Consider the following 23,458-nt stretch of genomic DNA (forward strand, 5'->3'; position numbering starts at 1 on the left):
CGTGGGAAGGACCATGACCGTTTATCTCACCGGGCGCCGGTCCCGGCTGCGGCCCACCCTGCGGCTGCGGCTCACCCTGCTCAACGGCGTCCTGCTGGTCGGGGCCGGTGCCGTGCTGATGGTGCTCGCCTGGCTGCTGGTCGACGACGCGCTGCACCCCGCCGACCAGCTCCTGCCCGGCACCACGGTCGTGCTCGCCGACGGGCAGACCCTCGACGCCCGGGTCTGGCAGGAGCACGTCGTCGACGCCGTCTCCGGCGAACTGCTCGCCAAGGGGCTGGTGGCGCTGCTGGCCATCAGCATCGTCGGCGTCGCCGGGGCGTACGTGGTCGCCGGCCGGGCGCTGCGCCCCCTGCACCAGGTCACCGCCACCGCCCAGCGGCTGCGGGAGGAGACCCTCGAGGAACGGATCCGCTACACCGGCGCCGACGACGAGGTCGCCGAACTCGCCGCCACCTTCGACGCGATGCTGGACCGGATCGGCGAGGCGTTCGAGGCGCAGAAGAGGTTCGTCGCCAACGCCTCCCACGAGTTGCGTACGCCGCTCGCGGTGATGCGTACCGAGATCGACGTGACGCTGGCCGACGACGAGGCCGACGTCGCCGAGTTCCGGCGCATGGCGACCGTGGTCCGCGACGCCTCCGAACGCGCGAACGGGCTGGTGGACGCGCTGCTGGTGCTGGCCCGCAGCGAGGCGCAGTCCGGTCGCCGGCTCAGCCGCAAGGTGCCGACCGACCTGGCCTGCGGGGTCAGCGCCGCGCTGTCGGCGACCAGCGCCGAGGCGCAACGGCTCAAACTGCGGGTCACCGCCACGCTCGGGCCGGCCCAGGTGGTCGGCGACCCCAGCCTGCTGGAGCGGCTCGCCGGCAACCTCGTCGAGAACGCCGTACGGTACAACCACCTGCACGGCGAGCTGTGGGTCCGGACCGGGTCCGCCGACGGGCACGTCTACCTGGTGGTCGGCAACACCGGTTTCGAGGTCGACCCCGCCGACGTACCCGGGCTGTTCGAACCGTTCCGGCGGGGCGGCCGGGAACGCACCGGCGCGCGGGGGTCCGGGCTGGGGCTGTCGATCGTACGGGCGGTCTGCGACGCGCACCGCGGCACGGTCGGCGCGGTCGCGCAGCCCGGCGGCGGCCTGGAGGTGACGGTGACGCTGCCGGCCGCCGACACCACCCCGGTCGTCACCGCCTCCGCGGTGGTGAGCCCACCGACCACCTCGCCCGCCGACCCGGTCTGACCCGACCGGCTTCCCGGCGACCCTCCAGGGCGGGCCGGTCGGGCATGGCCGGCCCGCGTTCGGCGGGTGCGACCGGGACGGTGACGGGTCGGCCCGGGCGACCCGCTCGCGGTTGACCCGCGGCCCGGCACCGCCGGGATCCGCTGCCGGTCTCTGCGGCCCATCCGGACGTTCCGGGCCCCTGGGCCGGCGCGTTCCTCGTGGCCGCGACCAGCAAACTCAAGGTTCGCTCAAGTCCCCCGGATCGCACGATCTTCGATGCGATGGATGCGCATACGCTCGCCGCACCGCTGCCCACAGCCCGCGACCGGGCCGGCCACGGTATCCACCACATGCCACACACAGAAGGAGAGGGCATGCGACGCAGACGAATGCGCATCGCATTTCTCGCGCTACCCGCCCTGCTGGGGAGCGTCCTCATAGGTCCCCCGCCCGCGGGCGCGGATCCTGTGGAGGCCACGGTCCCGGCCGGCTCGGAGCGATCCCACCACGAGCACGACGAGTCGGCACAGCTCGTACGCATCGAGCTGACCGGTTCCGACATGCTGGACAAGGTGGTCGACGCCGGCTTCGACATCGATCACGGCCTCAAGCGGGTGCCGAACGGCATCGAGGGCGAGGCGGTGGTGACCGCCGAGCAGATCACCGAACTCGAGGCGATGGGCGTCAAGATCCTCGCCGACGACGAGGGCTTCGAATGGTCCGAAGAGGCCGACGGCGGCCTCGGCGCCGCCGCCGCGGCCCGGACCGTCCAGCCGCTCAGCCACGCGCAGACCGTACGGGTGGTCCGCGCCGACTGGTTCACCACGAAGGGCCAGGGCTTCCTCTACGTCGAGGCGCGGACCACCGAAGGGCAGCAGGCCAACCCGGTCGTCATGATGCAGCTCGAGAACGACTCGGGCCGGGGCAGCTCGTTCGGCTTCGCGCGGACGATGAGCCGCTTCGTCGACTCCGGGCAGTACATGTTCCACCGGAACCTGTTCAAACTCGACACCCGCCCGAGCGAGATCAAGGTCACGAGCTCGACCGGGGGCGTCACCACCGGCAGCGTCTCCAACTGGCTCGAGGGCGCTCCGCCGCCGCTGACGGACAACCCGGGCTACAAGTACGACTTCATCGACGGCTACAAGCACCCGCAGCAGCTCTACAGCCGTGCCGAGGAGATCGCCCGGCAGTACCCGGACATCGCCCAGATCATCTACCTGCCGAACAAGACGAACGGCTACCAGCGCAAGGCGCAGGCCACGATCGGCGGCACCGGGCAGGCCGCGGTCGTCGTCAGCTCGGCGGCATGGGGCCACGAGGGCGGCAACGACGTCACCGTCGAGTTCGTGGAGCGGCCGGGGGCCAACCTCCCGCTGACCGTCGAGGTGGCGGGCAGGGCGGTCCGCGTCCTCCTCGCGAAGGATGCCGCGGGCGCGCTCGCGAGCACCGCCGCGGAGGTGGCGGCGGCGGTGGAGACCCGGTCCCAGGGCCTCATCGACCGGGCGCACCCGTACCGCACCAACGCCGGCACCGGCATCGTCGCGCCGACGGCCGGCCCGGTCGCGCTGACCGACTTCCTCGACGAGAAGCGGGTCGGCGCGCCGGAGGGCGAGGTGCCCCGCGGCCCGGCCACGGTCCCCGTCCTGCGCATCGGCAAGCACCGCGACGGCCGGAACCCCGGTGTCCTGATCCAGGCGCAGGACCACGCCCGCGAGTGGGTGCCGGCGACGACCACGCTGGAGACCGCCGAGCGCCTGGTGCGCAACTACAAGACCGACAAGGACACGAAGAAGATCGTCAACGACACCGACATCTTCCTCATCCTGTCGAACAACCCCGACGGGGCGAACTACAGCTTCTACAACTTCGCCTCGCAGCGTAAGAACCTGACGAACCACTGCCCGGACGAGGACGCCGATCCGGCCCGGCGCAACTCCTGGGGCGTCGACCTGAACCGGAACTACCGGGTCGGGTCGGCCCACGACGGCTACGCGGGCGGGTCGTTCAGCTGCGTCAGCGGCACCTACCAGGGGCCGGAGAAGCTGTCCGAGCCGGAGGCGGCGAACATCGTCTGGCTGGTCGAGACGTACTCGAACATCAAGTTCATGATGTCGGTGCACTCCAACGGCGGCCAGTTGTTCTGGCAGCCCGGCGCCTACATCGCGGACGGGCGGGTCACCACGCCGCGCCCGCCGATGGGCGACGAGGCGTTCTACTGGCAGTCGGCCGGCCGGATCCTGTCGCAGGTCAAGGCGTACCGGGAGACCGTCGTCACGCCGGAGAACGTCGGCGGCTCGTCGGACGTCCTCTACTCCTCCGCGGGCAACGTGCGCGAGGATCTGTACCACACCTACGGGATCTACGCCTTCGGCTGGGAGGTCGGTGGCTCCATCTACAACCCGGCCACCGGCAACTGGCAGGGCGGCTCCTTCCAGCCGCCGTGGGTGGGTGATCCGGCGCTCGTCAGCGGCCACTCGGAGACGATGGAGTACGCCAACGGGATCATGGAGATGTTCCGGATCGCGGCGGAGTGGGGCAAGGACAAGAAGAAGCCGACGTCCGAGCTCGTTCCCGGCGGCGGGAAGTACTCCGGGCCGGTCGACGTGCGCTTCGAGACGAGCGAGCCGGCGACCATCTACTACACGACGGACGGCAGCCGGCCCACGCTCCAGTCGCCGCGCTACGAGTCGACCGACTTCCGTGAGCCGGGGCAGGTGTTCCACGTGACCGAGACCACCACGTTCCGCTGGTTCTCGGTCGACACCGCCGGCAACGTCGAGAAGAACTACGACCCGGAGAACGGCAACCGCAACAACTACCGATCGGCGACGATCACGGTAGGCAAGAAGTAGCCCGGCGCGCATCGCCTCGTCGGCACGGGTTCGCCCGTGCTGACGGGGCGATGACGTGTTCTCGGCGGACCGTGCTCGCCGACGTGGACCGTGCTCGCCGACCCCGGTCCTAGCGGAACGTCCAGCGCTGACCGGGGGCACCCGAGCACGAGGTGATGCTCAGCTGTGGTGCGCCGTTGGGTGCCGTCGGTCCACCCGTACCGCCGCGGTCGTGCAGGCACAGCCGGGACGCCACGTGCAGGATCGTCCCGTCGGACCGGAACTGCCAGGCCGGGCGCGAGCCCCGCCCGCACCGCCTGAGCTGAACCGGACTGCTCGCACCGTGGCCGGCCGGCCCCATGCACATGCGGTGCATCTGCAGCGAGCCGTCCTCGCGGAAGCTCCAACGCTGCGCGCCGGAGTCGTTGCAGGACGCCATGGTGATCGGATTGCCGTGGTTGCGGTTGTCGTACATGTTGTCGACGCACAAGCCGGACGTACCGATGATCCGTCCGGTGCGTGGGGCCGTGAACGGTACGGAGGGCGTGGTCGCGGCCGGCGTCGTCGGACCGGCGCTGCCGGCGGTCGCCGACGGGCCCGGCGTAACGCTGCGCCCGGGTGGGCTGGCGGCGATCGCCGACGAGGTGGCTCGCGGGCCGGCCGTACGGGCCGGGTCGGGCAGCGCCGACGGTTCGCCGGTCGGGAGGTCGGCGGTGGTCGGGGGCACCCAGACCGGCCCGGCGTCGATCGTCGGCCCGTGCTCCGGGGCATCCTGGCCGCCGCCCCGGGCCAGCGCGACGGGTGCGGCCACCACGAGGACCAGGGCGGCGCCGACCAGCACCATCCGGTCGCGGGTGCGGAGCCGGGTCATCCGGCCGCGGACCCGCCCGACCAACCCGCCGGTGGCCGTACCCGGGGTGTTTCCCTGCCCGGCGCCGGCATCGTCACCCGTGACCGGTCGCGGGTGGCCCGGCGGGACCGGGTCGAGCGCCGGTACGGCCGCGGCCGGGAACTCCCACGTCATGGTCATGCTGTCGACGGGCTTCGGCGGTCCGGCCACGGCGGCCGCCCGGTCGACGTAGGGCCGGACCAGCAGCGGGTCGCTGCCGGCGGTGCATCTGCCGCAGGTCGGCTGGGCCGACGGCTCGTCGCAGGCCCGGCATCGGCGGCTGTCGCTCATCCTCGACCCCGTCCGGGTCCGGCCACACCAGTGCGCGTCACAGCCGCCGTCATCGCCGCCACACCCGTTCCATGCCCCCGCTTCGCAGCGTCCGGTCCCGACCGTGCCTTGTGCCATCCGCTTCGTGCCGTGGTGCCGTCGGCCGGGCCGGCATCCCGTCAGCGCCGGCGTCCCGTCGGTGCCGTGCCGCTGCCCGCCGGCCAGGTCCCGTGTCGACGCTGCGCCGCTGCCTGCCGGCGGTCCGTCCGGGGTTGCGCCGTCGCCTGCCAGGTCCGCGCCGGTGCCGGCCGTCGTGCCTGTGCATGCCGGACGTGCCTGATCCGACGAGGTCTGCCGGGCTGTCAGGTCCGAGCCCGACCGACCCTGCCACAGTCCGCGACGTTCGGGCATCGGCGTCCGGTTGGGAGCCGCCTACCGTTCGGCCGATCAGCCGGCTCGGCGGCTGCCGGGGAACAGCAGGATCCGCGTGATCAGGGACCTCGTCGCGCGGCGCGATCTGGTCCCTGATCACGCGGATCATGGGGTGGGGAGTGGGGGCGGTCAGGCGGGGAGGCTGGCCGCGCCCTTCGGGAGGAAGCGGGTGCCGGTCACGGACTCGGAGGTGCCGGTGCGGTCCAGGTACGGGGTCACGCCGCCGAGGTGGAACGGCCAGCCGGCACCCAGGATCATGCACAGGTCGATGTCCTGCGGCTGCGCGACCACGCCCTCGTCGAGCATCAGCCGGACCTCCTGCGCCAGCGCGTCCAGCGCCCGCTGGCGTACCTCCTCGGCCGTCAGCGGCGCCGACCCGACCTGAAGCAGTGCGGCGACCTCGGGGTCGATATCGCCGTCCCGGTCGGTGAGCGGCTTGCCCGCCTGCACGATCCGGGCCAGGTTGGGGCTGACCGCGAACCGGTCCGGGAACGCCGCGTGCAGCGTCTCGGCGACGTGCAGCGCGACCGCCGGGCCGACCATGGTGAGCAGCGTCAGCGGCCGCATCGGCAGGCCCAGCGGGTCGAGCGCGGTGTTGGCCACGTCGAGCGGGGTGCCGGCGTCGACGGCGGCGAACGTCTCGCCGAGGAACCGGGTCAGCAGCCGGTTGACCACGAACGACGGCGCGTCCTTGACCAGTACGCACGACTTGCGCAGCTTCTTGCCGACCGCGAACGCGGTGGCCAGCGCCACGTCGTCGGTGCGCTCCGCGCGTACGATCTCGACCAGCGGCATCACCGACACCGGGTTGAAGAAGTGCACGCCGACGACCCGCTGCGGGTGCTCCAGGTCGGCGGCCATCGCGGTGACCGACAGCGACGAGGTGTTGGTGGCCAGGATCGCCTCCGGCGAGACGATCTTCTCCAACTCGGCCCAGACCTGCTTCTTGATCTCCAGGTTCTCGAAGACCGCCTCGATGACGAAGTCCGCGTCGGCGAAGACCGACTTGTCGACCGAGCCGGAGACCAGGCCGCGCAATTTGGCGGCCGTACCCTCGGGAAGCCGGCCCTTGCCGACCAGCTTGTCCACCTGGGCGTGGACGTAGGCCACGCCCTTGTCGACGCGGGCCTGGTCGAGGTCGGTGAGGACCACCGGGACCTGCAACCGGCGCAGGAAGAGCAGCGCGAGCTGCGAGGCCATCAGGCCGGCGCCGACGATGCCGACCTTGGTGACCTCGCGGGCCAGCGCCGGGTCCGGCGCACCGGCCGGCCGCTTGGCCCGCCGCTGCACCAGGTCGAACGAGTAGAGGCTGCTGCGCAGTTCCTCACCCATGATCAGGTCGGCGAGCGCCTCGTCCTCGGCGGCGGTGCCGGCGGCGAAGTCGGTCTCCTTGGCCAGGGCCAGCAGTTCGAGGGCCCTGTTGGCCGCCGGGACCGCGCCGTGCAGCTTCTCGTCCAGGGTGTGTCTGGCGAAGAACAGCACGCCGTCCCACATCTCCCGGTCGACCTCCGGGCGCTCCACGGTGACCGTGCCGCGGACCACGCCGGCCGCCCACTCCAGCGACCGCTCCAGGAAGTCGGCCGGCGCGAAGAGTTCGTCGGCGATGCCCAGCTCGCGGGCCTGGGCCGGCCTGAGCGTCTTGTGGGTCAGCGGGTTCTGCAGGATGACCTGGGCGGCGCCGGCGATGCCGATCAGGTTGGGCAGCAGTTGGGTGCCGCCCCAGCCGGGCACCAGGCCGATGCCGACCTCGGGCAGGGCCAGCGCGGCGGCGCCGCCGGAAACGGTGCGGTAGTGGCAGTGCAGGGCCAGTTCCAGGCCACCACCCATCGCCGCCCCGTTGACGAACGCGAACGTCGGTACGGCGCAGTCCCGCAGCCGGGCGAAGATCCGGTGGCCGAGCCGGCCCAGTTCGACCGCCTGCTCCCGGTCCTGGATCAGCGGTACGCCGGTGATGTCCGCGCCGACGCAGAAGATGTACGGCTTGCCGGTGACCGCGATGAACGCCGGGTCGGCGGCGAGCGCGGCGGTGATCGCCTCGTCGAGGCTGGCCAGTCCGGCCGGGCCGAAGCTGTTCGGCTTGGTGTGGTCGTGGCCGTTGTCGAGGGTGATCAGCGCGGCCGGCTTCTCCAGGCCGGGTACGGCGACCTGCCGCAGCAGCGCCCTGGTGACCACCTCGTTCGGGTTGTTCAGGGTCACTTCTGCGCACCTTCCCAGTTGGGGTTCTCCCAGATGACGGTCCCGCCCATGCCGATGCCGACACACATGGCGGTGATGCCGTAGCGCACCTCGGGGTGCTCGGCGAACTGCCGGCTGAGCTGCGTCATCAGCCGTACGCCGGACGAGGCGAGCGGGTGTCCGACGGCGATCGCGCCACCCCACTGGTTGACCCGCGGGTCGTCGTCGGCGATGCCGAAGTGGTCGAGGAAGGCGAGCACCTGCACGGCGAACGCCTCGTTGAGTTCGAACAGGCCGATGTCCTCGATGGACAGTCCGGCGATCCGCAGCGCCTTCTCCGTGGACGGGATCGGGCCGACGCCCATCACCTCCGGCTCGACGCCGACGAAGGCGTACGACACCAGTCGCATACCGATCGGCAGGCCCAGTTCGCGGGCCACCTCCTCGGCGGCGATCAGGCTGGCGGTGGCGCCGTCGTTGAGCCCGGCCGCGTTGCCCGCGGTCACCTTGCCGTGCGGGCGGAACGGGGTCTTCAGCGTGCCGAGCTTCTCCAGCGAGGTGTCGCGGGGCGCCTCGTCTACGGTGGCCAGCCCCCAGCCGGTCTCCGGGTCGCGTACGGCGACCGGCACCAGGTCGTCCTGGAGCTTGCCGTTGGCGTACGCCTTGGCGGTCTTGAGCTGCGAGGCGAGCGCGTACGCGTCGGTGCGCTCCTTGGTGACGTGCGGGACCCGGTCGTGCAGGTTCTCCGCGGTGGCGCCCATGACCAGGGCGGACGGGTCGACGAGCTTCTCGGCGAGGATGCGCGGGTTGGGGTCGACGCCCTCGCCCATCGGGTGCCGGCCCATGTGCTCGACGCCGCCGGCGACGGCGACGTCGTACGCGCCCATCGCGATGCCGCCGGCGACCGTGGTCACCGCGGTCATCGCACCGGCGCACATCCGGTCGATGGCGTAGCCGGGAACCGTCTTGGGCAGGCCGGCGAGCAGCGCGGCGGTCCGCCCGAGGGTCAGCCCCTGGTCGCCGATCTGGGTGGTGGCGGCGATGGCCACCTCCTCGACCCGGTCCGGCGGGAGTTGCGGGTTACGTCGCAGGAGTTCGCGGATGCAGCGGATCACCAGGTCGTCGGCGCGGGTGTTGGCGTACATGCCGCCCGCCTTGCCGAACGGGGTGCGGACGCCGTCGACGAAGACGACATCGCGGACTTCACGGGGCACTTGTGAGCCTCCTTGCCGGCACGGTGGTGTACCCCGGATGCTACTCGCCGGTAACTATCGGCGTCAGCGTCGGGTCTGTGGCGCGGACCACAGATGCCCGTTTCCGGTACGTTGAGCGCGGACGTAATCGGACAACCCGGAGGGTGGACGCGTGAAGGTACTCGTCGCGGGCGGCGCGGGATTCATCGGCAGCACGATCGTCTCGGCCTGCCTCGACGACGGCATCGTTCCCGTCGTGCTGGACAACCTGTGCACCGGGCGGATCGAGTTCACCCGCGACCGGATCTTCTACCAGGGCGACATCGCCGACGGCGCGCTGATCGACCGGATCTTCGCCGAGCACCCCGACATCGAGGCCGTCGTGCACGCCGCCGCGCTGATCGTGGTCCCGGAGTCGGTCGAGCAGCCGCTGCGCTACTACCGGGAAAACGTCGCCAAGTCGGTCGACCTGGTCGAGCACGTGGTGCGCAACGGCTGCCAGCGCCTGCTCTTCAGCTCGTCGGCGGCGATCTACCGGCCCAGCGACGACTTCTCCGTCGACGAGACGTCGGGCCTCGACCCGCTGAGCCCGTACGCGCGCACCAAGGCGATGATGGAGGCGATCCTCGCCGACGCGGCGGTCGCCACCGACCTGCGGGTGCTGTCCCTGCGCTACTTCAACCCGATCGGCGCCGACCCGAAGCTGCGTACCGGCCTGCAACTCCGCCAGCCGTCGCACGCCCTCGGCAAGATCATTACCGCGCACGAGAACGACGACGAGTTCCTGATCACCGGCGTCGACTGGCCGACCCGGGACGGCTCCGGCATCCGCGACTACATCCACGTCTGGGACCTCGCCCGGGCGCACGTGCAGGCGCTGCGCCGGTTCGACGCGATCCTGCCGGCCGGCGGCGACCGCTCCCACGAGGTGATCAACCTCGGGACCGGGGACGGCACCACCGTGCGTGAGCTGGTGGCCGCCTTCCAGTCGGTGGCCGGCCGGCCGTTGCGGGTCGGCGAGACCGGCCCCCGGCCGGGCGACTCGGCCGGCACCTACACCCGGATCGACAAGGCCGGCCGGCTGCTGGACTGGAAGCCGGAGTTCACCGTCGCCGAGGGCATCCGCCACTCGCTGCAGTGGGCCGAGATCCGCGACGAGCGGCTCGCCGCCTCCTGACCGCCACCCCTCATCCCGCGATCTTGCATTTGGCGCCCCCCGAACCGGTACGAAGGGGGGAGACAACCGCAAGATCGCGGGCGATCGGGCACGGCGTCAGGACGGTGGCGGTGGCGGCGGGTCCTGCAGGGCGGTGGCCAGGTCCTCGCCGACCAGGCCGAGTTGCCAGGAGCGGGCGCCGTACCCGCGCAGGGTCTGGGTCACCGTCTCGACCGTGACCTCCTCGGGCGGGGTCCAGGCCAGCCGGCGTACCGAATCCGGGGTGATCAGGTTTTCCGGCGGGAGCCGGTGCTCCGCCGCGATCCGGGTCACCGCCTCGCGGCACCGGACCAGCCGGGCCGCGGCGGCCGGGTCGCGCTCGGCCCAGCGGTGCGGCGGCGGCGGGCCGTCGACCGGCGGGTTGACCGGCAGTTCGCTGTCGGCCAGGCCCCGCGCCTCACCGAGTGCCTCCAACCAGACCCGGGCCAGCCGGCGCACCGACCGGCCGCCGAAGCCGGGCAGGGTCAGCAGCGTGCGCTCGTCGCGCGGATCGGTCTCGGCCGCCGCGATGATCGCCGCGTCGGGCAGCACCCGGCCGGGCGCCGAGTCGCGCCGGGCGGCGATCTGGTCCCGGGCGTACCACATGGCGCGTACGCGGGCCTGGGCCCGCGCCCCGCGGACCCGGTGGATGCCGGAGGTGCGCCGCCACGGGTCCGGTCGCTGCCGGGGCGGCACGAGGCCCCACGCGACCACCGCGGCGAACTCCTCCGCGGCCCAGCCGTCCTTGCCCTGGGTCACCAGCTCGGCGGCGAGCGCGTCGCGCAGGTCCGTGAGCATCTCCACGTCGAGGGCCGCGTAGGTCAGCCAGGACTCCGGCAGCGGGCGGCTCGACCAGTCCGCCGCCGAATGGTGCTTCTCGAGCGTGTAGCCGAGCAGCGACTCGGTCAGCGCGGCCAGGCCGACCCGCTCGAATCCGGCGAGCCGGGCGGCGAGTTCGGTGTCGAACAGCCGCCGCGGCCGCAGCCCCAGGTCGGCCAGGCACGGCAGGTCCTGGCTGGCGGCGTGCAGCACCCACTCGGCGTCGGCGATCGCCGCGTCGAGGGTACGCAGGTCACCCAGGGGCAACGGGTCGATGAGCACGGTCCCGGCGCCGGCCCGGCGCAGTTGGACCAGGTAGGCCCGCTGGCTGTAGCGGTAGCCGGAGGCGCGTTCGGCGTCGATCGCCACCGGTCCGGTGCCGGCGGCGAAGCGGGCCACCAGTTCGGCCAATTCGTCGGGTGTCTCGACCGGGACGGGGGTGCCGTCGCGGGGGGCGATGAGCGGAACGGGCCCACCAGGCTTCGGGTCGGGCCCCACTGCATCTGACGCCGACGTGGCGGCTCCATCTGACGCCGGCGAACCCGCCGGGCGGCTGTGTGGCTCGTTCCCCGCTTGGCGTTCGTGGGCCCGACGGCGCAGGGGTGGTTCGTCGGTCACCTGGCAACCCTAGTCGGCGCGCGCTCGCCGCATCGAACAGCCGGCCCGGCGAGTCGACCGTGATCCGCCCGCCGGTACCTTCCACGCGGAGGTGAGCGTGGTTTGTCACGGCCCGGACATCAGGGCAGACAAACCCCTTTCATGCAGGTACGGTCCACCCTGCCGCGAGATCGAGTCGGTGGGGTTGTCCGGTCGTGCGACCGTTGGACAGTGGAGTCGGCCGTGCGCCGCCGACGCAGACAAAAGACATGAGACAGCGTCCCTGGGAGGCGTGTAACGATGACCGCTGGCTACGACCCGTACGCCGGACAGCCGGGCAACCAGCAGCCCGCGCCGAGCCCGCCCCCGGCAGACGGGTCGGAAACCGGACAGCCGCCCGCCCCGGAGGCCGGCGCCCCGGCCCGGCCGGGACCGCTGCCGCCCAAGATGGAGCCGCCGCAACTGGCACCGCCGCCGCCGGCGGCGCCCCAGCCATGGTCCGGCCCCGGATCACCGGCCACCCAGTCGTGGCCCACCCCGGGCTCGCCGGTGGTGGCCGCGCCGCAGCCGAGGTCGGCGCCGCCGGTGCACCCGCCGGCGGGCTTCCCCGGCGCCGCGCCGCCGCCCGCCGCCCGCCGGCGCGTCTCCTGGCCGGGCGTGGTCGCGCTCGTCCTGGCGCTCTTCCTCGCCGTGGTGGCCGGGTTGCAGGCGGTCCAGATCAACAACCTGGCCGACCAGCTGGCCGCCGCCGACGACCGGCTCGCCGACGCGCAGGCCAGTGACGGCAGCCGGTTCGAGGGCCTGGAGGGCCGGACCGGCGAGCTGGAGAAGCAGGCCGGCGACGTCTTCAACCCGGAGGCCATCTCGACCGTGGCGCTGCCCAGCGTCTTCCGGGTCAGCGCCGGCAACTCCGGCGGCACCGCCTTCGCCGTCGGCAAGCCGGCCGAGGGCGGCGGCACCAACCTCCTCACCAACTACCACGTGGTCGAGTCGGTGTGGACCAGCGGTGGCCGCGAGGTCTTCATCGAGCGCCGCGACCAGCGCTTCCCGGCCATGATCGTGCGGGTCGACGAGCGCAACGACGTCGCCCAGCTCGTGACCACCGGCGCGTTCACCGGCCTGGTGACCGCCACCGAGCCGGTCAAGTCGGGCCAGCAGGTCGTGGTGGTCGGCGCCCCGCTCGGCCTGGAGGACAGCGTCACCACCGGCGTGGTCAGCGCCTTCCGCACCATGCCGGGCGGTGGCCCATCAATGATCCAGTTCGACGCCCCGATCAACCCCGGCAACTCCGGCGGACCGGTGATCAACGGCGCCAAGCAGGTGGTCGGTATCGCCACCGCCAAGGTCGCCGATGCCGAGGGGGTCGGGCTCGCCATCCCGATCGCCACCGCCTGCGACGGATTCCAGATCTGCTGACCCGCTCGACCGCCCACCACCCGCTCGCCCGCCCCGCCGCTTACCGACACCGCCGGGCGGCGGCCACCCACCTGGAGGAAGCAATGTCCTACCCGCCGACCGGCCCCGACGGGCCACCGCAGCAGGGCTACGACCCGAACGCGTACGGGCCTCCCGCCGGTGACCAGGGCGGCCCCTACCAGCCGTACCAGGGCTCCCCGCCGCCGCCGCAGGGCGGGTTCGGGTCGCCGGTCGCGTACGACCCGGGCTACCAGCAGCAGCCGCCGGTCCAGCAGCCGTACCCGGGGGCGCAGATGTCCGGCCCGCCGTTCGGCGAGCAGATGTCCGGCCCGCCGGTGTCGGCCAGCCCGGCGCCGCCCGCCGCGCCGAAGAAGAGCCAGACGGTGCTGATCCTCGGGATCGTCGCCGGCCTGCTCTTCGTGCTCGGCGGGGTGATGACCGGCCTCTACGTCGCCAAGTCCAACGAGCTCTCCGAGACCAGGGGCACGCTGACCGCCCAGGTGAAGGAGCGGGACACCACGATCACCACCAAGAACACCGAGCTGGAGAAGCTGAAGACCGACCTGTCGGCGGCGACCAAGCGGGCCGACACCGCCGAGCAGAACCTGACCGGCACCCAGAACGACCGTGACGAGCAGGTCCGGCAGAAGCAGATCATCTCCAAGTGCCTCGAACTGCTCAGCACCGCGCTGACCGCCGCGGCGGCCGGCAACCAGTCCGCCTACGACGCGGCGGTGAAGGACCTCGACAAGACCTGCGACGAGGCCAACAAGTACCTCTGAACCATCCGGCGGGGCGTCCTGCGACGGGCGCCCCGGCTGGCGGTCAGCGGCCGGCCGTCGACCGGCGGTCGGGCAGCGCGGTGACCCCGGGCGGCGGCAGCCCCGCGGTGGAGGCCAGCAGCGCGCACCAGCCGTGCAGGTGGGCGGTGAAGTCGTCGGTGGCCGGCGTCCACGACGCCCTGATCTCGATGTCGGCGGCGGCCGGCTCGCCGGCCAGGTCACCGAACCTGGTCGACATGGTCTGCGTCACCGTGCCGCCCATCGCCCGGTGGCCGGCGTGGTGGGCGTCGAGCCCGTCGACGAGCCAGCTCCAGCCCACCGACGGCAGCAGCGGGTCGGCGGCCAGTTCCAGTTCGAGATCCGCCGACACGTACGTGACCAGGCGCAGCGTGCCGTCCCACGCGTCGTGGCCGGCCGGGTCGTGCAGCAGGATCAGCCGGCCGGTGGCCACCTCCTCGCCACCGCGCAGGACGGTCGCGGCGAGCGCGAAAGCGTACGGGGCCAGCCGCTGCGGCGGCCCGATCTCCTTGAGCACGATCTCCCGCCGGGGCGATGCCGCGCGCAGGCCGGCCACCGCGTTCGCGAACACCTCGGGAACCGCGGTGGGGGCTGCCATGTCCGCAGCCTAAGCCGGCAGCCCCCGGGCCGGATGATCGGCGCGCCGATCATCCCTGCCGCCGGACCGGGAACCGGACCCCGCTTTCGCGACAAGCCAGACATAAGGTGCGCGACCCGGTCCGGGTGACCCGGCTCGCCAGGGCCGGACGGCCCGGTACCCCCGCCGGGGCGCGTGGCACGATGGCGGGGATGACGACGACGATGCCGGGCAACGCGGCCCCCGACCGCGGCACCGCCCACGACCAGGACACCACCGAAGAGCCGGCGTTCCTGCGGGCCTGCCGCCGCGAGCCGGTGCCGCACACCCCGGTCTGGTTCATGCGCCAGGCCGGCCGGTCGCTGCCGGAATACCGCGAGATCCGGGCCGGCATCCCGATGCTGGAGTCGTGTCGCCGGCCGGACCTGGTCACCGAGATCACCCTCCAGCCGGTCCGCCGGCACGGCGTCGACGCCGCCATCCTCTTCAGCGACATCGTGGTCCCCGTCGCCGCCGCCGGCGTCGACCTCGACATCGTCCCCGGCACCGGCCCCGTCGTGGCCGAGCCGGTACGCACCCACGCCGACGTCGAACGCATCCGGCGGATCACCGCCGACGACGTGTCGTACGTCGCCGAGGCCATCCGCCTGCTCGTCGCCGAACTCGGCACCACCCCGCTCATCGGCTTCGCCGGCGCACCCTTCACCCTGGCCAGCTACCTCGTCGAGGGCGGGCCGTCGCGCACCCACGCCAAGACCAAGGCCCTGATGTACGGCGACCCCGACCTGTGGCACGCGCTGTGCGACCGGCTCGCCGACATCACCCTGGAGTTCCTGCGCGTCCAGATCGCCGCCGGGGTCCGCGCCGTGCAGCTCTTCGACTCCTGGGCCGGCGCGCTGTCCGCCGCCGACTACCGCACCTACGTCCAGCCGCACTCCACCCGCGTCCTCGGCGGGCTCGCCGACGCCGGCGTACCCCGCATCCACTTCGGCGTCGGCACCGCCGAACTGCTGCCCGCGATGGCGCAGGCCGGCGCCGACGTGGTCGGCGTCGACTGGCGCACGCCGCTCGACGTCGCCACCGGCCGGATCGGCGCCGACAAGGCCGTACAGGGCAACCTCGACCCGTGCGTGCTCTTCGCGCCGTGGCCGGTCGTCGAGACCGAGGTCCGGCGGATCCTCGCCGAGGGGCGGGCCACCCCCGGCCACGTCTTCAACCTCGGCCACGGCGTCCTGCCCGAGACCGACCCCGACGTGCTCACCCGGGTCGTCGACCTGGTGCACCAGGCATCCGCCCGCTGACATGGGCACACCGGGAGGCGACGGACGCGGCTGGCACGTCGCGGTCGTCGGCGGCGGCATCGCCGGACTGGCCGCCGCCGCACGGCTGCGCGACCGCGCCCCCCGCGACACCCGGATCACCGTCTTCGAACGCTCCGGCGCACTCGGCGGCAAGCTGCGCACCGGTGACTTCGCCGGATCGGCCACCGAGGCCGGCGCCGAGACGTTCCTGATGCGCGACCCCGCCGGCGGCGACTCCGCCGCCGTCACCCTGGCCCGCCGGCTCGGCCTCGGCGACCGGATCACCCATCCCGCCGTCGGGCAGGCCGCCATCGCCGTCGGCGGGCAACTGCGGCCGATGCCGAAGGGCACCCTGGTCGGCGTACCCGGCGACCTGGCCGCCGTGACCGGGATCGCCCACCCGGCCGCCGACCTCGACCACGACGCCGGCCGCCCGCTGCTCGACCCCGACGAGGACGTCTCGGTCGGCGCCCTGGTCCGGCGGCGGCTCGGCGACGAGGTCGTCGACCGGCTCGTCGACCCGATGCTCGGCGGCGTCTACGCCGGCCGGGCCGACACCCTGTCCCTCGCCGCCACCATGCCCGGCCTGGCCCGCGCCGCCCGCCACGAGGGCACCCTGGTCGGCGCCGTACGCGCCGCGCAGGCGGCCGCCCCCCGACCGACCGGCGCCCCCGTCTTCGGCACCGTCGACACCGGGCTCGGCACCCTGGTCGCCGCCGCCGCCACGCACAGCGGCGCCGAACTGCGGCTGGACGCGACCGTACGCGAACTCGCCCCGACCCCGACCGGCTGGCGGCTCGTCGTCGGCCCCACCCCCGCCCCGCAGACCGTCGACGTTGACGCGGTCGTGCTCGCCCTGCCGGCCCGGCCCGCCGCCCGGCTGCTCGCCGCCGTCGACGCCGACGCGGCCCGCCTCGTCGGCGTGCTCGACTACGCCAGCGTGGCCCTGGTCAGCCTCGCCCTGCCCGACCCGCCACTGCCCGACCTGTCCGGCTTCCTCGTACCGGCCACCGAGGGCACCCTGATCAAGGCGGCAACCTTCTTCACCACCAAGTGGGCCCACCAGCGCCGCGCCGACGGGCTCGCGGTCGTCCGCGCCTCGGTCGGCCGGCACGGCGACGAACACCTGCTCCAGCGCCCCGACGACGAACTGGTCGCCGCCGTACACCGGGACCTGTCCACCGTGCTGCGGGCGGCCGTGCCGGCCCCCGTCGACAGCCGGGTCCAGCGGTGGGGCGGCGCCCTGCCGCAGTACACCCCCGGCCACCTGGACCGGATCGCGGCGGCCCGGACCCGGCTGCGCGCCACCCACCCCACCCTCGCCCTGGCCGGCGCCGGCTACGACGGGGTCGGCATCCCGGTCTGCGTCCGCTCCGGCGAGACGGCAGCCGAAGAGATCATCAAGTCCCTGGAAGGAAGGCCGGCATGACCAGCGAGCAGACCAACGCCGCGCGGCTCCGCGAGATCAACGCGACCATCCGCTACACCATGTGGTCGGTGTTCCGGTACAGCGGTCAACTGCCAGCCCTGCGCGACGGCGTCACCACCGAGGTCGACTCGCTCTTCGACGGCCTCGCCGCCAAGGACGTCACCGTACGCGGCACCTACGACGTCTCCGGCCTGCGCGCCGACGCCGACATCATGGTCTGGTGGCACTCCGCCTCGCCGGACGCGCTCCAGGAGGCGTACGGCCTGCTGCGCCGCACCGCCCTCGGCCGCGCGCTGACCCCGGTGTGGTCGCAGATGGCGCTGCACCGGCCGGCCGAGTTCAACAAGAGCCACGTACCCGCGTTCCTCGCCGGCGAGGAGGCCCGCGCCTATGTGTGCGTCTACCCGTTCGTCCGCTCGTACGAGTGGTACCTGCTTCCCGACGCCGAGCGCCGCGAGATGCTGGCCGAACACGGCCGGATGGCCCGCCCCTACCCGGACGTACGCGCCAACACCGTCCCGTCGTTCGGCCTCGGCGACTACGAGTGGATGCTGGCCTTCGAGGCCGACGAGTTGCACCGCATCGTCGACCTGATGCGTGACCTGCGGGCGTCGACGGCCCGCCGGCACGTCCGCGAGGAGATCCCGTTCTACACCGGCCGCCGGCGTTCCGTGGCCGAGTTGGTGACCGCCCTGCCGTAGCCATCAAGTTGATCTGAGCGAAAACCACGTTATTCACTGGCGGTAGGGTGGTTTTCGCCCAGATCAACGCCGTCTACCGGGGGTCGCGGCGCATGGGGACGTGGGGGATACCGTCCTCGACGTACTCGGGGCCGGTCGGGGTGTAGCCGAAGCGGGCGTAGAAGCCGGCCAGGTGCGCCTGCGCGTCGAGCACCGACGGCCGGTTGCCGACCACCCGCAGCGCCTCGGTCATGAGCCGGCCGGCGAGACCGTCGCCCCGGGCCGCGCGGGCGACCAGGACCCGGCCGATCCGCTCGACGCCGTCCGGGTCGGCGAGGATCCGCAGGTACGCGACGGGGGTGCCGGCCCGGGCCAGCCACAGGTGCCGGGTGCCGGGTTCGGTGTCCCGCCCGTCGAGCTCGGGATACGCGCACTCCTGCTCGACCACGAACACGTCGACCCGCAGGCGCAGCAAATCGTGGAGGGTACGGGTGTCCAGGTCGGCGAAGGACGCCACGCGCGTCTCGGTCGTCTGCGGCTGCATTCCGCGATCGTAGGCACGCCCGCGCCGGCTCCCGCCGGCCGGTGGGTGCCGGCCCCTGCCGCGGCCGGTGCGGTGGCCATTGCGGCCCGCCGGCCGTGCGGTGGCCAGTGCGCCCCCCCGGCCGGTGGGGGAGGCCGCCAACCGGTCGCACCATGATCGTCTGCTGTCCAGGCGGTGCCTTGTCGGCGTGTCGACTGCCGGAGCAGCAGACGATCATGGTGCCCCGCCGTGTCGCGCCCGGAGCACGGTGGGCGCGACCGCCGCGTCGCATGGTACGGCGCGCGGTGCGACGCGCCGGGGAAGGCGGCGCGCGGTGCACGGTGCGCGGTACGGCGCTCTGTGCGGCGGGGCGGGGAAGGCGTCGCGCCGTGCGGCGGGGAAGGCGCCGCTGGGAAGGCGCGACGGGGGTGGTCGCCCGGGTGGTCAGCCCGGGTGGGTGCCCACGGTGTCCCGCAGGCCGGCGCCGTGCTCGCGATCCACCGAGCGGGCGCAGTGGGCACAGCAGAAGAACCGGCCGGACACCTCCACCCCGTGCCCGATGATCTTGCAGCCGCAGTGCTCGCAGATGGGCGCGAGGCGGTGGGCCGCGCACTCGAACGAGTCGAACGTGTGCACGTCGCCGCTCACCGTCCGCACCTCGAACGTCATCCAGTATTCGTTGCCGCAGACCTCGCAGGTCCCCATGGCACAACCTCCCGTTTCGTCTCCCGGCCAGCGTGCGTGAAGGCGGGGCGGCCGGCGGCCGGAAAGCGGGAAAATCGGCCGATTGCCCTAGTCGCCCGGTATGACCATCACCGGGGCTGACCTGCGGACCGGCGCGTATCCGGAACGGGTAGAACCGGTGAATTACGTGTAACGCGCGGTGTGTCGGTGGCGTCGGCGTGCCACCGCGGGGAAGCTCAGACGGTTGGATCCTTATCCCGGAGGAGCGGCGTGATCAAGCGCAGTAAATTGTTCGGCAACAAGACCCGGGTAACGTTCTGCCTGCCCAAGGACGCACCGACCGGCGCGGTCAGCGTGGTGGGTTGCTTCAACGACTGGGAGCCGGGGCGGCACGAGTTGGTGCTGCGGCGCAACGGCGTCCGCACCGTCACCGTCAACCTCAGGGCCGGCGACTACCACTTCCGCTACCTGGCCACCGGCGGGGTGTGGCTCGACGACGAGCAGGCCGACCTGGTCGACCACCAGGGCGGCCGGCTACTGCTCGGCTGAACCGGTGCCGGGGCGGGGTCGAAGACGGCCCCGCCCCGCACGCCGTCACGCGCCCGCGCGCGGCTCCAGCGTCATCGACACCGAGTTGATGCAGTACCGGGCGTTCTTCGGGGTGTAATGCTCACCGTCGAAGCGGTGTCCCAGGTGCGAGTCGCAGACCGCGCACCGCACCTCGACCCGGACCATGCCGTGCGAGCGGTCCTCGACGTACTTGATGGCACCGGGCAGCGCCTCGTCGAAGCTCGGCCAGCCGCAGTGCGAGTCGAACTTCGTGTCGCTGGAGAACAGTTCGGCGCCGCAGGCCCGGCAGTGGTAGAGCCCGGGCGTCTTCGTGTCGACGTACTCGCCGGTGAAGGGCGCCTCGGTGCCGGCCTGGCGCAGCACCCGGAACTCCTCGGGGGAAAGACGGACCCGCCACTCGTCCTCGGTGGTCGGCAGCGTGCTCTTGTCAACAGCCATACCCCAACGGTACGACTCCGGGCCGCCCGCCGACCCACTCACACCGGACCGGACAGCAGGGGGCGTACCAGGTCGGACCGCGCGTGTGGGCACCGGCCGCAGCGCCGGTGGTCTATCGTCGCGGCATGGGCGGCAGCGCGGGCACCGACAGCTCCAGGACCAGCGCCGGGGCGCCGGCAGACAGCTCCGGGACCGGCGCCGGGGCGCCGGCGGACAGCTCCGGGACCAGCACCGGAACACCGGCGGACAGCTCCGGAACACCGGCGGACAGCGCCGAAACCGGCGCGAAGGCGCCGGCGAAGAAGTCGCGGGCGAGCGCGAAGGCGCCGGCCGTCGAGGTCGAGGTCGCCGGCCGTACGGTGCGACTGAGCAGCCCGGACCGGGTCTACTTCCCCGGCCCCGGCTACACCAAGCTCGACCTGTTCAACTACTACCTCTCCGTCGGCGACGGCATCATGCGGGCCCTGCACCGGCGGCCGACGATGCTGCAGCGGTTCCCGCAGGGCATCGAGGGCGAGATGTTCTTCCAGAAGCGGGTGCCGACCCGGGGCGTACCGCCGTGGATCGAGACCACGACGATCAGCTTCCCGAGCGGGCGTACGGCCGACGAGCTGTGCCCGGTCGACCTGGCGCACGTCGCCTGGGCGGCCCAGATGGGCACCGTGGTCTTCCACCCGTGGCCGGTACGCGCCGACGACGTCGACCGCCCCGACGAGTTGCGCATCGACCTCGACCCGCAGCCGGGCACCGACTTCGCCGACGCGGTCGCGGTCGCCGGTGAGGTCCGCGCGCTGCTCGACGAACTCGGCGGCACCGGCTTCCCGAAGACCTCCGGCGGCCGGGGCGTGCACGTCTATCTGCGGATCGCGCCGCGGTGGACGTTCACGCAGGTGCGCCGGGCGGCGATCGCGTTCGCCCGGGAGATCGAGCGGCGCCGGCCCGACCTGGTCACCACCGCCTGGTGGAAGGAGCAGCGCGGCGAGAAGGTCTTCATCGACTACAACCAGATGGCCCGCGACCGCACGATCGCCTGCGCCTACTCGCTGCGGGCCAACGCCCGGGCCACCGTCTCCACCCCGGTCACCTGGGACGAGTTGACCGAGGTGGAGCCGAACGACTTCGACCTGCGGACCGTACCGGAGCGGTTTGCCCGGATCGGCGACCCGCACGCGGCGATCGACGACGCCGGGTGGGACATCACGCCACTGTTGGAGTGGGCCGACCGGGACGACAAGGAGGGCCAGGGCGACCTGCCGTACCCGCCGGACCATCCGAAGATGCCCGGCGAGCCGAAGCGGGTGCAGCCGTCGAAGGACCGTGACCGCAAGGGCTGACGCCGACCCGGTCAGAGCGCGAGCTTCATGCCCTCGTGGCTGGCCTCGAACCCTAGCCCGGCGTAGAAGCGGTGCGCGTCGGCCCGCCGCTTGTCGGTGGTGAGCTGGACGAGGCGGCAGCCGCGGGCCCGCGCCTCGTCGACCGCCCAGGAGATCATCCGGCGACCGAGGCCGGCACCGCGCTGGTCGGCGCGTACCCGGACCGCCTCGATCTGGGCGCGTTCCGCGCCGAGGCGGCTCAGGCCGGGGATGAACGTGAGCTGCATCGTGCCGACCACCTCACCGGCCAGGTCGGCGACGACGAGCGCGTTGCGCGGGTCCGCGTCGATGTCGTCGAACGCCCGCCAGTAGGCGGCGTCGACCTCCTCGCCGACGACCGTGCCGCCGGCGTCCCCGCCCGCCGCCTCCCGGCCGGCGCCGAGCGGGTCGTCGGCGAGCAGGGCGACGATCGCCGGTACGTCGGCGCGGCGGGCCGCGCGGAAGATCACCTCGGTCACGGGTGCCAGTCTGCCAGCCGGCTCAGCGGGCCGGGCAGCGCCGCCCGGTGGCCGGCACGGTCAGGTCGATCAGGTACGCGTCGACGACCTCGTTGACGCAGCCGGTCTGCGGGTAGGCGGTGTGGCCCTCGCCCTCCCAGGTCAGCACCACGCCGACGCCGAGCATCTCGGCCAGCCGGGGCGTCTGCTCGTACGGCGTCGCCGGGTCGCCGACGGTGCCGACGACCAGGATCGGCGGGGCGCCGGTGGCCGGCCCGGTCGGGTAGCCGTCGCGCTGTGCCGGCCACGAGGCGCAGGACAGCATCGACACCGCGAGCGGCGCCCCGAACAGCGGATACCGCTCGCGCCATTCCAACTGCAGGTCGCGGATCTGCTCGACGCTCGGGCCGGACTCCTCGTCGGCGCAGTTGACCGCGAGGTTGGCGTCGAACAGGTTGCTGTAGTGCCCGTCGGGGCCGCGCTCGGCGTACCGGTCGGCCAGCTCGAAGACCTTGGCCGGGTCGCCGCGCTCGATGTCGTCGATCGCCCCGGCCAGTTCCTCCCAGCCGGCCTCGGTGTAGAGCGAGGAGATCACCGCGTAGAGGATCCAGCCGGGGGTCGCCTCCCGGCCGCCCTCACCGACCGCCGGCGACACCCGCGCCTTCTCCAGCGCGTCGGTCACCGCGGCCCCCGCGTCCGGGGCGATCGGGCACCGGTCCGGGGTCTGCGCACACCACCGGGTGAAGTTGCCGAACGCCAGCTCGAATCCCTTGGCCTGGCCCTCGGAGCTTTCGACGATGCCCTGCCGCGGGTCGATCGCGCCGTCGAGCACCAGCGCCCGGATGTTCCGCGGAAAGAGCTGGGCGTACGTCGCACCGAGCAGGGTGCCGTACGAGTAGCCGAGGTAGGTGAGCTTCTCGTCGCCGACGGCGGCGCGTACGGCGTCCATGTCCCGGGCCGCCTGCTCGGTGGCGAACAGTCGCAGCCGGTCGCCGTACTGGGTGCCGCAGCCCTCGCCGATGCGCTGGTTCAGGGCGACCAGCGCGTCGAATTCGGCCTGGTCGGGGTCGGGTTCGGCGCCGAAGGTCGCGTCGAGGTCGGCGTCCGGGATGCACTTGACCGGGCTCGATCGGCTCACCCCGCGCGGGTCGAAGCCGACCAGGTCGAACCGTTGGAGCACCTCGGCCGGCAGGCCGCCGAAGGCGGAGCCGAACGACAGGTATACGGCGGTGTCGACGCCGGAACCGCCCGGCCCGCCGGGGTTGAGCACCAGTGACCCGATCCGGTCACGCTGGTCGGCCGCCCGGGCCCGCAGCAGCGCGAGGTCGAACGTGCCGCCGTCGGGTGCCGCCCAGTCCCGGGGGACCTGGATGGTCGCGCACTCGTAGGTGACGCCGGCCGCGCCCCGGCCCACCAGGTCCTCGGCCACCTCGGGGCAGGGCCGCCACACCGTCGCCGCGGCACCGGACGATTCCGTCGGGGTGTCCTGCGGGGCGGTGCCGCGGTCGCCGCGGCCGGGCAGCGTGCAGCCGGCGAGGGCCAGGGTCGCGGCCAGCAGGCCGGCCAGGATCGTCCGGTGGTCGCGGGCCACGGGCACCCTCCAA

At 73.1% G+C, this 23,458-nt stretch carries 20 protein-coding genes; 10 read left to right on the top strand and 10 right to left on the bottom strand.

Annotated elements, in window-relative coordinates:
• Nucleotides 1-13 precede the first annotated feature (13 nt).
• Both AB0I42_RS10600 and AB0I42_RS10605 read left to right on the top strand, forming a co-directional pair.
• Nucleotides 14-1,240 (top strand): HAMP domain-containing sensor histidine kinase, encoded by a 1,227-nt coding sequence (locus tag AB0I42_RS10600; RefSeq protein WP_357536119.1) that lies wholly within the window; start codon nt 14-16, stop codon nt 1,238-1,240.
• Between the two features lie 356 nt (nt 1,241-1,596).
• Nucleotides 1,597-4,077: a M14 family metallopeptidase gene (locus AB0I42_RS10605; RefSeq protein WP_357536121.1), complete on the top strand. Its 2,481-nt coding sequence runs from the start codon at nt 1,597-1,599 to the stop codon at nt 4,075-4,077.
• 109 nt (nt 4,078-4,186) lie between these two features.
• Here the strand turns inward: AB0I42_RS10605 and AB0I42_RS10610 are convergent, their stop codons facing one another.
• The 3 genes from AB0I42_RS10610 to AB0I42_RS10620 form a co-directional block, all read right to left on the bottom strand.
• Nucleotides 4,187-5,236: a ricin-type beta-trefoil lectin domain protein gene (locus tag AB0I42_RS10610; protein WP_357536122.1), complete on the bottom strand. Its 1,050-nt coding sequence runs from the start codon at nt 5,234-5,236 to the stop codon at nt 4,187-4,189.
• Between the two features lie 540 nt (nt 5,237-5,776).
• A complete protein-coding gene (locus AB0I42_RS10615; protein ID WP_357536123.1) occupies nt 5,777-7,843 on the bottom strand; it encodes a 3-hydroxyacyl-CoA dehydrogenase NAD-binding domain-containing protein in 2,067 nt (688 codons plus the stop codon).
• Complete coding sequence (locus AB0I42_RS10620; protein ID WP_357536124.1) at nt 7,840-9,036, bottom strand: acetyl-CoA C-acyltransferase; 1,197 nt, start codon at nt 9,034-9,036, stop codon at nt 7,840-7,842. Before AB0I42_RS10620 ends, AB0I42_RS10615 begins: the two co-directional genes overlap by 4 nt.
• 151 nt (nt 9,037-9,187) lie before the next feature.
• Between AB0I42_RS10620 and galE the strand changes: the two genes are divergently transcribed.
• Complete coding sequence (galE, locus tag AB0I42_RS10625) at nt 9,188-10,192, top strand: UDP-glucose 4-epimerase GalE (protein WP_357536126.1); 1,005 nt, start codon at nt 9,188-9,190, stop codon at nt 10,190-10,192.
• Between the two features lie 96 nt (nt 10,193-10,288).
• Here the strand turns inward: galE and AB0I42_RS10630 are convergent, their stop codons facing one another.
• Nucleotides 10,289-11,647, bottom strand: a complete 1,359-nt coding sequence (locus AB0I42_RS10630) for a ribonuclease D (RefSeq protein WP_357536127.1) — start codon at nt 11,645-11,647, stop codon at nt 10,289-10,291.
• 279 nt (nt 11,648-11,926) lie between these two features.
• On the opposite strand from AB0I42_RS10630, the gene AB0I42_RS10635 reads away from it, so the two are divergent.
• Together AB0I42_RS10635 and AB0I42_RS10640 are read left to right on the top strand one after the other, a co-directional pair.
• Nucleotides 11,927-13,042 (top strand): trypsin-like peptidase domain-containing protein, encoded by a 1,116-nt coding sequence (locus AB0I42_RS10635; protein WP_357536129.1) that lies wholly within the window; start codon nt 11,927-11,929, stop codon nt 13,040-13,042.
• Between the two features lie 83 nt (nt 13,043-13,125).
• Nucleotides 13,126-13,824, top strand: a complete 699-nt coding sequence (locus AB0I42_RS10640) for a hypothetical protein (RefSeq protein ID WP_357536131.1) — start codon at nt 13,126-13,128, stop codon at nt 13,822-13,824.
• A 43-nt stretch (nt 13,825-13,867) separates the two neighbouring features.
• Here the strand turns inward: AB0I42_RS10640 and AB0I42_RS10645 are convergent, their stop codons facing one another.
• Complete coding sequence (locus AB0I42_RS10645) at nt 13,868-14,440, bottom strand: DUF3000 domain-containing protein (RefSeq protein ID WP_357536133.1); 573 nt, start codon at nt 14,438-14,440, stop codon at nt 13,868-13,870.
• A gap of 182 nt (nt 14,441-14,622) precedes the next feature.
• On the opposite strand from AB0I42_RS10645, the gene hemE reads away from it, so the two are divergent.
• The 3 genes from hemE to hemQ are packed head-to-tail and all read left to right on the top strand — an operon-like array spanning nt 14,623 to nt 17,850.
• Nucleotides 14,623-15,720, top strand: coding sequence for a uroporphyrinogen decarboxylase (gene hemE / locus AB0I42_RS10650; RefSeq protein ID WP_357536432.1), 1,098 nt, complete (start codon nt 14,623-14,625; stop codon nt 15,718-15,720).
• Between the two features lies 1 nt (nt 15,721).
• Nucleotides 15,722-17,149: a protoporphyrinogen oxidase gene (gene hemG / locus AB0I42_RS10655; RefSeq protein ID WP_357536134.1), complete on the top strand. Its 1,428-nt coding sequence runs from the start codon at nt 15,722-15,724 to the stop codon at nt 17,147-17,149.
• Nucleotides 17,146-17,850, top strand: a complete 705-nt coding sequence (gene hemQ, locus AB0I42_RS10660) for a hydrogen peroxide-dependent heme synthase (RefSeq protein ID WP_357536136.1) — start codon at nt 17,146-17,148, stop codon at nt 17,848-17,850. Before hemG ends, hemQ begins: the two co-directional genes overlap by 4 nt.
• A 73-nt stretch (nt 17,851-17,923) precedes the next feature.
• Here hemQ and AB0I42_RS10665 read toward each other — a convergent pair whose 3' ends face one another.
• Nucleotides 17,924-18,373 (bottom strand): GNAT family N-acetyltransferase, encoded by a 450-nt coding sequence (locus tag AB0I42_RS10665; protein WP_357536138.1) that lies wholly within the window; start codon nt 18,371-18,373, stop codon nt 17,924-17,926.
• Between the two features lie 423 nt (nt 18,374-18,796).
• A complete protein-coding gene (locus tag AB0I42_RS10670; RefSeq protein WP_357536140.1) occupies nt 18,797-19,057 on the bottom strand; it encodes a Prokaryotic metallothionein in 261 nt (86 codons plus the stop codon).
• A gap of 249 nt (nt 19,058-19,306) precedes the next feature.
• Here AB0I42_RS10670 and AB0I42_RS10675 point away from each other — a divergent pair, with 249 nt between their 5' ends.
• Nucleotides 19,307-19,585 carry an isoamylase early set domain-containing protein gene (locus AB0I42_RS10675; protein WP_357536142.1) on the top strand — a complete coding sequence of 93 codons (279 nt, stop codon included), beginning with the start codon at nt 19,307-19,309 and terminating at the stop codon, nt 19,583-19,585.
• Nucleotides 19,586-19,630: 45 nt separating this feature from the next.
• Here AB0I42_RS10675 and msrB read toward each other — a convergent pair whose 3' ends face one another.
• A complete protein-coding gene (gene msrB, locus AB0I42_RS10680) occupies nt 19,631-20,044 on the bottom strand; it encodes a peptide-methionine (R)-S-oxide reductase MsrB (protein ID WP_357536143.1) in 414 nt (137 codons plus the stop codon).
• Nucleotides 20,045-20,169: 125 nt separating this feature from the next.
• On the opposite strand from msrB, the gene ligD reads away from it, so the two are divergent.
• Nucleotides 20,170-21,378: a non-homologous end-joining DNA ligase gene (gene ligD / locus AB0I42_RS10685; RefSeq protein ID WP_357536144.1), complete on the top strand. Its 1,209-nt coding sequence runs from the start codon at nt 20,170-20,172 to the stop codon at nt 21,376-21,378.
• An 11-nt stretch (nt 21,379-21,389) separates the two neighbouring features.
• Here ligD and AB0I42_RS10690 read toward each other — a convergent pair whose 3' ends face one another.
• Both AB0I42_RS10690 and AB0I42_RS10695 read right to left on the bottom strand, forming a co-directional pair.
• Complete coding sequence (locus AB0I42_RS10690; RefSeq protein ID WP_357536146.1) at nt 21,390-21,875, bottom strand: GNAT family N-acetyltransferase; 486 nt, start codon at nt 21,873-21,875, stop codon at nt 21,390-21,392.
• Nucleotides 21,876-21,897: 22 nt separating this feature from the next.
• Nucleotides 21,898-23,451, bottom strand: a complete 1,554-nt coding sequence (locus tag AB0I42_RS10695; RefSeq protein WP_357536147.1) for an alpha/beta hydrolase — start codon at nt 23,449-23,451, stop codon at nt 21,898-21,900.
• Between the last annotated feature and the right edge of the window lie 7 nt (nt 23,452-23,458).

The organism is Polymorphospora sp. NPDC050346 (genome assembly GCF_040655695.1).
Lineage (GTDB): Bacteria > Actinomycetota > Actinomycetes > Mycobacteriales > Micromonosporaceae > Polymorphospora > Polymorphospora lycopeni.